Genomic DNA, 12,635 nt, shown 5'->3' on the forward strand with positions numbered 1-12,635 from the left:
CCGACCGAATTTGACAAGAGCTAGGGCGATAGTTATGCGGCACAAGTCTTCCTGACATGGACACGTATGGTAGCAGCGGCACTTTCGTTTATTTTCCTCCTTGTTATGATAGTTGACATAGCCTTCATGCGGCTGGCACTATCGGTAAGCTCATGCTTACGACTAAAGAATCCTCACAATCAGGCTAATCCGGGCTATTTGTGTGATCATTCTTTTAAGGAGGAATGGATGTGGCGAAACGCAATTTTTTTGGTCTGATATCGTCATTAATTTTGGTCGGAGGCCTTCTGACGCCGTCAGCGGCAACGGCGGCGCCAACGAAGCAGACAAGCTACAACGCAAATCCCAGCGTGCTGGACGTAGGCGCCAAGCTTAGGGCAGACACGCTGGAAAGCGTCGAAGCCGAGGGACGGCTGGATTTGACGGGAAGTGCGGCTTCGGAGGATGCGGGCTTGTCGTCAGAGGCGGCCGGCTTGACGGAAGCGGATGTGGGTACCGTCAAACCATGGCTGACGAACAACGATGTGAACGGTCAATATTATTTAACGAACTTTACTCTTCGGGCCGTCGGGAAAAGCGGCGAGGTGTGGGTAGCGAACAACCTCCGATTCCCGGATGGCGATCCGCGAAACGGCTCCGTTCAAATTACGGACGAGCAGGTACAATACTTGCTGAACGAATTCGAAACGCGTATTTATCCGAAAGAAATCGAATACTTTGCACCGCCGGCTGAACGCAAAGGGGAAGACGGGTATAACGGCTTGTACAAGGATGACAGCGGCCGCGTTGTTATTCTAATCGATAATATCAAGGATCAAAGCTACTATGATCCGAATTATCCGAGCTATATCGCGGGTTACTTTTCTCCTACGATCAGCGATTTTGCCGATCGCAACGTAATGACGATTGACAGCCTGGATTGGCTGAACAGGACAGGGCCTACCGCGGCTAAGCCTTATCTGTATGAAGGCGTGTTCGCTCATGAGTTTCAGCATTTGCTGCACCGGGATACCGATCCGGCGGAAGAAAGCTTCATTAATGAAGGCTTGTCCGACTTTGCCCAATACATGGTGGGCTACGGTCATTCCACGGACCATGTGAGCGAGTTTTTGTCCAATCTCCGCAACTCCCTTACCTTATGGGGCGACCAGACCGATCTCCAGATTCTTGCAGATTACGGTAACGCTTATCTGTTCCAGCTGTATCTCTACGATCATTACGGGGAGTCCTTTATTCGAACCCTGTTCCATAACCCTAACGCCGGCATTAGCGGTGTTGAAGCCGCGCTGGCCGAGGCGGGGATTAATAAGTCGTTCGCAGACTTATATGCCGACTACATGACGGCCGTTGTGCTAGACAGCGGTTATAAAGGGGACTCTTCCACCTACAAGTTTAATTCCATTGATCTGGCTCCCGATTTTGCAACCTCGGTTAAGACGGATAATATTACGCCTGCATGGGGAACAGACTTTAAGGTCCTCAAGCCCGATTCGAAAATTGATCACCTGTACTTCCAGGGACTTGACTTCCTGCGCACGAACTGGACGCCTGTTCAGGATCCAGACAAAGGAACGGTCCTTTGGAGCAATCAAGGCGATCAGGCAGACAACTTCCTGATCAAGGAGCTGGATTTGACAGGCCAGTCCAAGCCTGAACTCAGCTTTGATACGAGCTATAATATCGAAGAGCAATGGGATTTCGGCGTTGTGCAAGTATCCGAGGATGGAGGAAAGAGCTGGACGTCGCTCTCGAACGAGGATACGCGCAGCGATCTGGTCGAAGGAGGTTATCCGAAGACGGCAGCGAATCTGCCCGGCTTCACGGGCAGCTCGGAAGGCTGGAAGACGGAGACCTTTGATTTGTCCGCTTATGCCGGGAAGAAGGTGCTGCTTGGGTTCCGGTACCTGACGGACTGGGGCTTTAATGAAGCGGGCTGGTACTTATCCAATCTTCGTTTGAACGGAGCGGTGATCGATCCGATGTCCGACACCTCCGGCTTCAAGAGCTTGGAGCAGACGATCGGCCAATACGTGAATTATCAGGTAGAGTTTATCGGCCTCATGAAGAACTACGACAAGCAGAAGGATAAAGAACGAGGCAACCAGGTGAAAGTCATCCGGGTGCCGGATCTGATCAACATGTCGGAGTCGAGCCGCGTCGAGCTTGCCGATATGCTTCATAGCTCCAAATACGACCGTATCATTATGATGACGACGTATGCCGCGCCCGAAGGCAGCGTGAGCAGCGTGCCTTACGATTACGACGTAGTCTTAAAGTCTAGCGGGAAAAAGGGCAAGCCGTCTAATTAAAAAATAGAAGAAGACGCCAGGACCTCCTGCGCGTCTTCTTCTTTATCTCTAAACTCTCTACTCCGTATCCGGTTTTCTTTACTCGAAATAATCAAAATCCGCGTATTTCCGTTTTCGGCAGGAATCCTGGCAGCAGACGCCAACGAAGGCACCGTTGAAGTGGCCGAATTTGGAATGTTCGTCCGAGCATTTGCTGGCATCTAATACAGGACCGGCCTACGTCCATTCCTCGCCGTCCGGGGGAGTCATAAAAGCGCAACGCCTCCCCTTCGATGACGGCCCGCAGATAAACCCGATCCCAGCCGGCAATCGGCATCCGGGACAACTTACATTCGTTATTCGCAATTTGCGGAGCCTAACAAGGTGTCGCTGAAAGGGGATCCGCTTTTAACCTCGCTATTGTTGGCTACACTGTTGTTCTTTGTGCACAGCGAAGTAGAACGATTCGTGGCACCCGGAGCCTCTATTTTAGCCAGATTGTATTGGAGAGAATCCAACGTACTGCAAATTAATTTAGGATGCGGTTGCGGGTTACTTGCAGGGACTTGTTTTTAAGATCCTGGATCTCGCTCATTAGCGACGTCAGCGTGTCCGAATAATGCTGTTTCCGTTCCGCGTCCTTTAAGGAGGCTAGATTGATCTCGATTGTCAGTAATGCGGATTGCGCGGCGGCTTCGAACAGGATCGCGCCGATCCCCAGATCAGAGATGACGTTTTTGTTAGAAGACTCCGCAATGCGATGGGTGAACACAAGACCTTCCCGGCACACCTGCATGAGACGAAGAGGAACATCAATCGCCTGAATGGCAGCTTCGTGAAGCGCATTTGTACGTATCCGTTTCTCTTCGTCGGAGCTCTTAGGGAGCTTTAGCGCATCCATGTATCCATTAAAAGAAGCGATATCCGCCTGCAGCAGCTCTTCGCATTCTGCCGTTAAACGGCGCATCTTCTCTATGACTTCACTAATGGTGGATTGAATATCGGCGAATTTCTCGCCTTGAGTCAGGTTTCCGACCATGGAAGTCATTGAAGCTCCAAGCGCGGCAATTAGTGCGGCTACGCTTCCTCCGCCCGGGGTAGGATTGGAGCTGCCGGCTTGTCGCAGAAAAGAACGGATGGAATCATCCCATGTAATCGTTGTTGTCATCTACTTTACCTCCCCAAGCTGAAGGTCAATCGCCTTCATCAGATTCTCGTACAGGATAGCCGTTGTTAATGTTCCGACTCCGCCCGGTACAGGGGATACCGCCGCTGCGCTTGCTTGGACGCCGGCTGCTGCATCGCCGACTATTTTACCCTCCGGCGTTTCATTAATTCCCGCATCGATAATAACCAGATCGGGATGAACCATATCTTGCGTAACGACATTTGGACGGCCAACGGCAACAAAGGCGATCTCGGCATGGCCCAGATGAGAAGCGACGTCCGGTGTACGCGAATGGCAGACGGTGACGGTGGCGTTCTCGCGTTGAAGCATATGGAACAGCGGGAGTCCAACGGTCTGACCGCGTCCCACGAGCGTTACATTCTTGCCTTCAAGCGTATAACCGTGATGTTTCAGAAGCCGAATGCAGGATTGCGGAGTCGCCGGATAGAGACCGGTATGCCCCGTTACCGTTGCAAGCTTATTGTCGGGCGTAACCCCATCCACGTCTTTCAACGGGGAGATCGCCTTCTCGATCGCGCTTGCCGACAGATGCCGGGGCAGGGGGAGCTCCAGCATAATGCCATGTACGGATGGATCATGGTTCAGCCGATTAACAAGCTGAAGGATCTCTTCTTCCGCAACCTCTGCCGTGAAGGAGTGCAGCGTAAAAGCGACGCCAAGCTTCTCGGCAATTCTTTGCTTAGCCCCGGCATAATAGGCCGATGCGGGGTCTCCTTCAACCAAAATGGTTGCCATATGAGGCTGGACCCCAAGCTGCTCCCACTCCTTGACCTTCGTTCGGATTTCTTCGTATACCTGATCTGCCGCTTCCTTCGCTTTCAAAAGCTTCGTCATTCCAATCCCTCCATGCCTTTTTGTTCGTGAACGAAAAAAAGCACCCGCGGAAGGCTCGCGAAAAAACGCGAGTCTCTATCCTCAGATACTTTTCCCAGGCGAACGGAACGTTCAAGCTGTATGCTCCCTCGTGGTCCATTCCACTGTTTTCGCCAGTCGCATACAACGTTATTTTTCTTACTGTATCAAAAGATTGAAAGAAAGAAAAGCCTTCTCATCTAGTAATCTATTTCTTCCTTACGGCATACACATTAGTAGTCTTGGCTGGAAGATACATAGATTCCATGGAGGTACGATGCGAATGACGGTGCTTAAATACGTAATGGCTTTGCTTCTTTTTCTGGGCTTTAATCTGGAGGCGGCGGGCCGTGTGACGGCAATAGCCTCTTCTGCTGCTTCAGCTCCGGCAAAGCCTGCTGCCAAAGAGGACAAGCCGATTGAGATCAGCTTTGCGGGGGATATTCTACTGGACGGGAAGGTTGCGGCGAACATGGATAAGTATGGCGTGAATTATCCGTTTGAGAAGGTACGCAGCCTGTTATCCGGCTCCGACATCAGCTTCGCCAATCTGGAGACTCCGATCTCGACGCGCGGGCAAAAGGCGATCAAAACGTACACCTTCCGTTCCGCGCCCAAAACGCTGCAAGCGATCGTTAACTCCGGAATAGACGGAGTTTCCGTTGCGAATAACCATACGCTCGACTACGGGGTGGAAGCTCTGAGCGATACGCTGGACTACCTGGACGAATACAAGCTTGGCCACACCGGGGCTGGAAGCAATATCGACGAGGCGTTTACCGCCTACTCCAAGAAGGTCAACGGGAAGAAGGTAGCGATCGTTGGCATAAGCCGGGTGCTCTCGGGTCCAAGCTGGTACGCAGGGGATAACAAGGCGGGGATCGCCTCGGGTTACGATTTTGACACGATGATGCGTTACGTTAAGAACGCGGTTAAATATTCGGACATAACGGTTATCTATATTCACTGGAATAATGAATACCAGGATTACCCAGAGGATTATGCGAGAACGTATGCGAAAGCCTTTATCGACGCGGGGGTAGATGCCGTAATCGGCAGCCATAGTCATTGCCTGCAGGGGATTGAAACGTACAAGGGCAAGCCGATCTACTATTCCCTCGGCAACTTTGTCTTTACCCCAACGCAGCGTTCAAACAAAGCGTACGACTCCATGATTGCTACTCTGACGTTCGACGGGGACAAGGTGAGCAGTAAAATTACGCCGGTAAAAATCGAAAATACAAGACCGATTCTGCGGGATCAGGCTTATAACGAAACGACGTATTCGAAGCTGAGTAAGATTTCATTCAACGTGAAGGTCAACAAGGATGGGACGGTATCGGCAAAATAACGGCAAGAAGAGGGATTGAAAGCCCCCTGGCGAATTATTGTCCGATGGACAATAATTCCGGGGGGTTATGTTTTTGAGAATCGGTAAGTCCAAACTCAGATTCAGATTTCTGATCTTTTTAGCCTTGTTCATTGTCACGGTTGTTGTCATTAATGTCGTGTCCAAATATGCCGATCAAACCAGCTTTGCCGTCTCAACCGTAAAAACCGAGATCAACGGCAAGCTGAGCTTGAAGATCGGCTCGCTGAAGGGCACTTACACGGTGGACGATTTCTCCGTTGCGGATGCGGGTCCGGTAAATATCCCGTATGAGGCGTCTTCGGAGGAGGGGACGTTTATCCTCAAGGTCAGCCATGATAACGAGACCGTATGGGAGAAAACCGTAACCTCCCCGGAGAACGGCAGCATTGAATATAAGGCAATCAAGGAACGTTACAAAATTACGGTCGAAACCGAATCGGCGAAAAAGCTTGTCGTCAAGCTTTCGCGATAAGCTTAATAGAAAAGGCCCCCGATCCATCGATCGGGGGCCTTGCTTGCGTTTGGTTACATGGCTTCCATCTTCTGAGCCGTGTACAGCTTGTAGTAACGGCCGCGCTGGGCCATCAGCTCGCCATGCGAGCCGGCTTCGGCGATGCCTTTGTCGGCTACGTACATAATCCGGTCGCAGTTCTTCACCGTGGACAGACGGTGCGCGATAATAAACGAGGTCCGTCCCTTCAGCAATTCGTTCAGACCCTTCTGCAGCAGGCGCTCGGTCTGGGCATCAATCGACGAAGTAGCTTCGTCGAGAATCAGGATGCGCGGATTCGCGAGCAGCGTGCGGGCGAACGAGATCAGCTGGCGTTGGCCTTGGGATAGCTTCGAGCCTCGTTCGTTTACCTCGGTCATATAGCCATGCTCGAACTCGCGGATGAAATCGTCGGCGCATACGGTCTTGGCTGCGGCAATAATCTCTTCTTCCGTCGCGTCCAGCTTGCCGTAGCGGATATTGTCCATAATCGTGCCGGAGAAGATAAAGCTGTCCTGAAGCATAATGCCCATCTGGCTGCGCAGCGACTTCAGCGTCACTTCCGCAATGTCGTGACCGTCGATTAGAATCCGGCCCTCGGTAACATTGTAGAAACGAGAGATCAGGTTAACGACGGTTGTTTTACCGGCGCCTGTAGGGCCTACAAGCGCGATGCTCTCGCCGGCCTTCACATCAAACTTCAGGTTCTGAAGCACGTTGACGCCCGGGTCGTAAGCGAAGGTCACATCGTCGAAGGTGACCCGGCCTTTGATAGCCGGCAGCTCGCGCGCGTTAGGCACATCGCTGACCGTTACCGGTTCGTCAAGCGTCTCGAAGATCCGTTCCAGATAAGCAACGGCGTTGATAAAGCTGTTGTACAGGTTGGAAATATTAAGTATCGGCTGCCAGAAACGCGCCGCGTAGCTGCTCATCGCCAGAATAACGCCAAAGGTGACTTCGGCCGGGCTTAGCGCCAAGAGACCCACGAAATAAATGGACGTCGTTACGAGCGTCGTCAGGTTATCGACTGAGAACGGCACAAGGAAGTTGAAGTACATCGCTCTCATCCACACGCTGCGATAGTTTTCCGATAAGCGGGTGAACGTGCCCTCGTTATGTTTTTCCCGGGTGAAGATTTGCGTAACGCGAATGCCGCTAATGCTCTCCTGAAGATAAGCGTTCATATTGGAGCTCTTATTGGATACCGCTTGCCATGCCCGGCGCTGCTTCGTCTTGATCAGCAGCATGATGCCGATGAAGATCGGCAGACCGCCTATAATAAGAAGAGACAATCTGGCGTCAACCGCGAACATGAACGCCGCGATAAAGATCAGGTTGAGAATCTCCAGAATCAAGTTGATGATACCGTTGGATAAAACATCGGATACCGAGTTGACGTAGTTGACAACGCGGATCAGAATTTTGCCTTGCGGGCGGTCGTCGTAATATTGGAACGGCAGCTCCTGCAGGTGCTTGAACAGATCGGAGCGGATATCGAAGATAATATCCTGCCCGACGCGTGTCATAATGCGGGAGCGGATCGTTGCCAGAATAACGCTGACCACAATGGTCCCGAGCATTAACAACGACAGCCAGACAAGCCCGCCTTTATCCTTGGCGGGAATGGTCACGTCAACCACGTGCTGCATGATCAGAGGCGCGGAGAGTGCGATACCCGCCGACAGGGCGCTCAGCACGAAAGCGATAATCATCGGTTTCTTCTGGCGCTTGATGTAGACGAGAGCACGCTTGAAGTGCTTGATATTAAAGGGCGACTCCAGATTCTCGTCGATGTCGAATTTATTCCTTGCCATGAGCCGTCACCTCTCTCTCGATGCCTTCGTTCTGCAGCATAAATACTCCGTAATAATACCCGCGCCTTGCGAGAAGCTCGGCGTGAGTGCCTTCTTCGATAACCCGGCCGTTCTCCAGAATGAGGATCCGGTCGGCTTGCGCCGTTGTCGATACGCGCTGCGCGATAATGATTTTGGTGCAGGAGAATTCAAGCTCCTTCAGACTCCGCTGAATATGCTCCTCCGTCTCGTTGTCGACGGCCGAGGTCGTATCGTCCAGAATCAGAATCGGAGGCTGCACGGCCATCGCGCGGGCCAAAGCGATCCGCTGCTTTTGACCGCCCGACAGACCCACCCCGCGTTCGCCTACGACCGTATCGTAGCCTTCCGGCATTTTGCGGATAAAGTCATGGGCAGCGGCAAGCTTGGCGAACTTCGCCACGTCCTCCTCCGGCATATCCGGATTGCCGTAAGCGATATTGCCGTCAATCGTGTCGGAGAAGAGCAGGACGTCCTGCGTCGCTACCCCGATATTGCCGCGGAGCTCGTCAAGCTCCAGCTTGCGGACATCCTTGCCGTCCACGAGAACGCGGCCCTTCGTGACATCATAGAAACGCGGAATCATGTTGATCAGCGTTGTTTTGCCGGAGCCCGTGGCGCCCATGATGGCAACGGTTTCACCCGGCTCAATTTTAAAGCTGATATTTTCGAGTACCGTAGCACTGTCGTATTTGAAGCTGACGTTGTCGAATTCGATGCTGCCCTTATAGCGGTGCTTCACAACCGGCTTGTGCTCATTGACGATTTGAGGCTGTGCATAGTACACATCGATGATTTTGCTAAGGCTGGCGAAAAACCGCTGGATATCGTTAATAATAATGCCGATGTTGCGCATCGGGTTGGATAGACCCCAGATAAGCGCGGAGAACGCGGAAAACTCGCCAAAGGTAATCCGTCCGTCCATCACGAGCAGACCGCCCGCAATCATAAGAATGACGTTAAAGGCCTGGGACAAGGTCTCCAGATAAGGGAAATAATCAAGCCAGACCAACGCGGCCTTCTTGTTGGCCGTCGAGTAATTGACGTTCTTCTCGGTAAACTTCCGAATCTCGAACTCCTCGCGCGCGAAGGCCTTGACGACCCGGTTGCCCGCGATATTTTCCTGGGTTGTTGTATTCAGCTGCGACAGGCGCTCCCGGAGATCCACATACATCGGGCGTACGCGTCTGGCGAAGATAAAAGCGACGATTAGAATTGGCGGCGACAGGATAAGCAGCCATAACGTAAGCGAGACGTCGATAAAGAAGAAGTAGGCGACCGCTGCCAAAAAGATCGTAAGAGACTCGATAATCGTCTTGATAATCCATGCGAGCGAGTGGCGCACCATCTCGAGATCGCCCGTCATCTTGGTCATCAAATCCCCGGTACGGTTGCGGTCATAGTATTGCATGTCTTGACCTTGAATTTTGTTGTACAAGTAAATCCTTACGCGGAACAGCATGTTCTGCGATGCGCGTTCGTAGAGCAGGGTAGTGAAGTAAGCAAGCCCCGTGCGCAGCAGGGAGAAGCCGATCATCCCAAAGCATAAGCCGATCAGCAGGGATCGTTCATCGGTCAGATTTTTTACGGCATTGTCGCTTGCGATGAAGGTGTCGACAATGCGTTGACCAATGTACGGGTTAATGATCGTGAGCGATGAGCCAATGACTGACAGGCATAGGGCGATAATGTACCTTGCCCGATCACCCTTCAGATTGTGCCAAAGCCACTTGAATTGAAACATGTGATCACCGATTTCTGTGTTAGTGTAAAAGCTTTATTGGTAAAAAACTATGGAGATTATATCACAAATAATCCATTATCCAACGGGTTTTTATAAGTTTAGCTGAATAAAAATAAAAGGCTGATGGACTGTCTTAATCTTGAAGGAAGTATGTCCGAATATTGTAGTTTGCTCATTCGGCCGTAGACATAGAATTTTATTTTGGCTAATAATGGGGAGAGAAAATGGAAAACGGGGGAGGGCGTAAATTTGAAGGGGGACATGACGAATACCGGTGCTTTTTTGCAACAAGCGGTGAGCACCTTCAGGTCGGTATTATCGGACAATTTAGCAGGTATCTATTTGCACGGTTCGTTAGCCATGGGCTGTTATAACCCGGAGAAAAGCGATATCGATCTCATCGTTGTCGTGAAGGATAAGTTGTCCAAGGAAGAGCTGAAGCAGATAACGAGGCACGTTTTGCTTCTGGATCAGGGCTTGCCCGGCGGCAATGGGATAGAGCTGAGCATAATATTGGAGTCTTATGCAAGGGAGTTTGCGTACCCCACGCCATTTGAATACCATTACTCGCAGTATCATCGGGAGCGGTATCGGTCAGAGCCCGGTTATCTATGCGGAGGATTCGAAGACCCGGATATAGCGGCGCATTTTACCGTTATTTATTACAGGGGCAAGACCTTATGGGGCGTACCGATCCCGGAGCTGTTCAAGCCGGTTGAGAGCATTTATTACATTCAGACTATTCTTGGCGATATAAGCGAAGCTTCCAAAGAGATTACCGATTTACCGGTGTATTATTCCTTAAATTTATGCCGGGTTTTGTTCTATTTGCGGGAAGGCAAGGTGTCCTCCAAGCTAGAGGGCGGGGAATGGGGACTGCGGGTATTGCCGAGCAAATACCGTCCCTTGCTAAGAGCCTGCCTGGATGAATACATCGGGCAGCAGGGAAATTCGCCGGAACGGGATGGTGAACAGCTTATTGAGTTCGCCCAGTATATGCTGGCTGAAATAATAGCTTCGGGTTAGCCTACTATATTCATATTGGATCTTTATTGTATAATTTTAGCAACACATCCTAGCGAATGTTTAACGGCACGGCGTATGGGAGGTAAACGAGTGACAAGGATCTATATCGTGCGTCATTGCAAAGCTGCCGGGCAGGAGCCGGATGCTCCTTTAACGGAGATAGGCTTGCAGCAGGCCGAGGAGCTGGCGGATTTTTTCGCCGGTAAGGAAGTGGATGTCATTCTATCAAGTCCGTTTGAAAGGGCTTATCGCAGCATTACCCCATTGGCTGATAGACTCGCCGCAGATATCGTTACGGATGTTCGGTTAACGGAAAGAGTCCTGTCCGGCACCAATCATGCGGATTGGCGGGAGATGCTGCGATTAGCCTACGAGGATATGGATTTACTTTACGAGGGCGGGGAGTCCAGCAACGCGGCAATGAGCCGAGCGGTAAGCGTCGTTACGGAAGCTCTGGGCAGCGGCAAGAAAAACATCGTTATCGTCTCGCATGGCAATTTAATTTCCCTGCTGCTCAAGCATTTTGACAGCAGGATCGGATTCGACGAATGGGAGGTTATGTCCAATCCGGATGTTTTTCTGCTAACCTTCCCGTCGTGGGATAAACCTAGCATTCGGCGAATTTGGGAGAAATAATGATGTCCCTATGTTTATTTTCGCTAGTTTTGCGTTAATTCTAGGAATAGGCAAAAAATATCGTTAAAAGGAGTTTTGTCCGTATGCCGCAAGGCAAGTGGTTTCGCATAGGGTATGGCATTATCGTCGTGTTGTTGATCGCCTTTCTGGCGTCCAAAGTCGATTTCGTTTTTGATCCGATCGGGAAGGTGCTGGCCGCGCTGTTCGTACCGCTCTTGATCTCAGGCATGTTCTATTATTTGTTCCGGCCGTTTGTAAGGCTGCTCTCTATGAAGCTTCCGAAGGTGCTCTCTATTCTGATCGTTTACATAGGCGCAATCGGCATCTGCTATTTGTTCTTCTGGATGATCTGGCCTCCAATCCGGGACCAGTCCATTAATTTGGTGAACAACTTTCCGCAGATCGTCGCTTCCGTTCAGACATGGCTGGAGTCCATGCAGCAGCATGAATGGCTGAAGGAAATCGGACAAAAGGATGCTCTTTCCACGGAAAATCTGACGAACAAGCTGACCGGATCGCTGGATGAATTGCTTAATTCCGTCATCGGCAGCGTACGCGGCATTTTTAACGTGATTATGAACTTCTTCTTCCTGCTTGGTCTCGTTCCGTTTATGATCTATTACTTGCTCAGCGAGGGAGACAAGCTGCCCGGCCATATCCTGCGGATGCTGCCGGAACGTTTTCACAAGGAAGCAAGCGGGGCGCTTAAGGAGATCGATGCGTCGATCGGTTCGTTTATCCTGAGCAAGGTGCTTACGTCGCTCCTTATCGGCGTATTGACCTTTGTCGGTTACCTGCTGATCGATATGCCTTATCCGTTATTGCTTGGCTTAATCGCCGCCATTACGAATTTCATTCCTTATATCGGACCGTTGATCGCTTTTATTCCGACGGCTGTTGTAGCGCTTACCGTATCTCCGATGACGGTGCTTCTGGTTGGCGTTGTGCTTATCGTTTCCAACCAGATCGAAGCGAACCTGATCGGACCGCGGATCATCGGCAAGCAAATGAACGTTCATCCGTTCACCGTTATGCTGCTCGTAATTGGCGCAAGCTCCATTATCGGCGCTTTCGGCATGATTATCGTCGTTCCCGTCTACGCGATAATCAAGATTATCGCGATCCGGGTCTACGCTTTCCGCAAGCATAACCGCATACCGCCGAAGGATCCGCTTGCGGAGGTTGTCGAGCGGAAGTAGAAATTCG

Annotated in this window: 10 protein-coding genes, 1 pseudogene and 1 riboswitch; of the genes and pseudogenes, 6 read left to right on the forward strand and 5 right to left on the reverse strand. The window is 51.2% G+C overall.

The annotated features are described in order from the left end of the window. The first annotated feature begins 230 nt into the window (after window positions 1-230). The gene (locus FHT67_RS30525; RefSeq protein WP_165930758.1) at window positions 231-2,309 is read left to right on the forward strand and encodes a choice-of-anchor J domain-containing protein; all 2,079 of its coding nucleotides are present in this window, start codon (window positions 231-233) and stop codon (window positions 2,307-2,309) included. Between the two features lie 78 nt (window positions 2,310-2,387). Here FHT67_RS30525 and FHT67_RS30015 read toward each other — a convergent pair. The 3 genes and pseudogenes from FHT67_RS30015 to FHT67_RS15300 all read right to left on the reverse strand — a co-directional run. Then, window positions 2,388-2,462 (reverse strand): annotated as a pseudogene (locus FHT67_RS30015) (beta-xylosidase family glycoside hydrolase); the annotation flags it as partial. Between the two features lie 355 nt (window positions 2,463-2,817). Further along, window positions 2,818-3,456 carry a cyclodeaminase/cyclohydrolase family protein gene (locus FHT67_RS15295; protein ID WP_167199516.1) on the reverse strand — a complete coding sequence of 213 codons (639 nt, stop codon included), beginning with the start codon at window positions 3,454-3,456 and terminating at the stop codon, window positions 2,818-2,820. Next, entirely contained in the window at window positions 3,457-4,311 is an 855-nt protein-coding gene (locus FHT67_RS15300; RefSeq protein ID WP_167199518.1) for a bifunctional 5,10-methylenetetrahydrofolate dehydrogenase/5,10-methenyltetrahydrofolate cyclohydrolase, read from the reverse strand. An 85-nt stretch (window positions 4,312-4,396) separates the two neighbouring features. Beyond that, window positions 4,397-4,481, reverse strand: a riboswitch (ZMP/ZTP riboswitch). Between the two features lie 131 nt (window positions 4,482-4,612). Between FHT67_RS15300 and FHT67_RS15305 the strand changes: the two genes are divergently transcribed. Both FHT67_RS15305 and FHT67_RS15310 read left to right on the forward strand, forming a co-directional pair. After that, entirely contained in the window at window positions 4,613-5,680 is a 1,068-nt protein-coding gene (locus FHT67_RS15305) for a CapA family protein (RefSeq protein WP_243867172.1), read from the forward strand. Between the two features lie 73 nt (window positions 5,681-5,753). Then, entirely contained in the window at window positions 5,754-6,173 is a 420-nt protein-coding gene (locus FHT67_RS15310; RefSeq protein WP_132310222.1) for a hypothetical protein, read from the forward strand. Window positions 6,174-6,226: 53 nt separating this feature from the next. Here FHT67_RS15310 and FHT67_RS15315 read toward each other — a convergent pair whose 3' ends face one another. After that, a complete protein-coding gene (locus FHT67_RS15315) occupies window positions 6,227-8,005 on the reverse strand; it encodes an ABC transporter ATP-binding protein (RefSeq protein WP_132310224.1) in 1,779 nt (592 codons plus the stop codon). Then, window positions 7,992-9,767 (reverse strand): ABC transporter ATP-binding protein, encoded by a 1,776-nt coding sequence (locus tag FHT67_RS15320; protein ID WP_132310226.1) that lies wholly within the window; start codon window positions 9,765-9,767, stop codon window positions 7,992-7,994. Before FHT67_RS15320 ends, FHT67_RS15315 begins: the two co-directional genes overlap by 14 nt. A 249-nt stretch (window positions 9,768-10,016) precedes the next feature. Here FHT67_RS15320 and FHT67_RS15325 point away from each other — a divergent pair, with 249 nt between their 5' ends. From FHT67_RS15325 to FHT67_RS15335, 3 genes are all read left to right on the forward strand, one after another. Beyond that, window positions 10,017-10,793: an aminoglycoside adenylyltransferase domain-containing protein gene (locus FHT67_RS15325; RefSeq protein ID WP_243867173.1), complete on the forward strand. Its 777-nt coding sequence runs from the start codon at window positions 10,017-10,019 to the stop codon at window positions 10,791-10,793. Between the two features lie 90 nt (window positions 10,794-10,883). Then, the gene (locus FHT67_RS15330; RefSeq protein ID WP_167199524.1) at window positions 10,884-11,429 is read left to right on the forward strand and encodes a histidine phosphatase family protein; all 546 of its coding nucleotides are present in this window, start codon (window positions 10,884-10,886) and stop codon (window positions 11,427-11,429) included. A gap of 83 nt (window positions 11,430-11,512) precedes the next feature. Continuing rightward, on the forward strand, window positions 11,513-12,628 hold the full coding sequence (locus FHT67_RS15335; protein ID WP_132310230.1) for an AI-2E family transporter: 1,116 nt from the start codon (window positions 11,513-11,515) through the stop codon (window positions 12,626-12,628). Window positions 12,629-12,635: the final 7 nt, after the last annotated feature.

The organism is Paenibacillus sp. BK720, assembly GCF_011761545.1.
Lineage (GTDB): Bacteria > Bacillota > Bacilli > Paenibacillales > Paenibacillaceae > Pristimantibacillus.

Excerpts from the sequence above, each read along its gene's own strand:
- FHT67_RS15295 (WP_167199516.1), bottom strand. The coding sequence starts at position 3,456 with ATGACAACAACGATTACATGGGATGATTCCATCCGTTCTTTTCTGCGA.
- FHT67_RS15300 (WP_167199518.1), bottom strand. The coding sequence starts at position 4,311 with ATGACGAAGCTTTTGAAAGCGAAGGAAGCGGCAGATCAGGTATACGAA.
- FHT67_RS15305 (WP_243867172.1), top strand. The coding sequence starts at position 4,613 with ATGACGGTGCTTAAATACGTAATGGCTTTGCTTCTTTTTCTGGGCTTT.
- FHT67_RS15315 (WP_132310224.1), bottom strand. The coding sequence starts at position 8,005 with ATGGCAAGGAATAAATTCGACATCGACGAGAATCTGGAGTCGCCCTTT.
- FHT67_RS15320 (WP_132310226.1), bottom strand. The coding sequence starts at position 9,767 with ATGTTTCAATTCAAGTGGCTTTGGCACAATCTGAAGGGTGATCGGGCA.
- FHT67_RS15335 (WP_132310230.1), top strand. The coding sequence starts at position 11,513 with ATGCCGCAAGGCAAGTGGTTTCGCATAGGGTATGGCATTATCGTCGTG.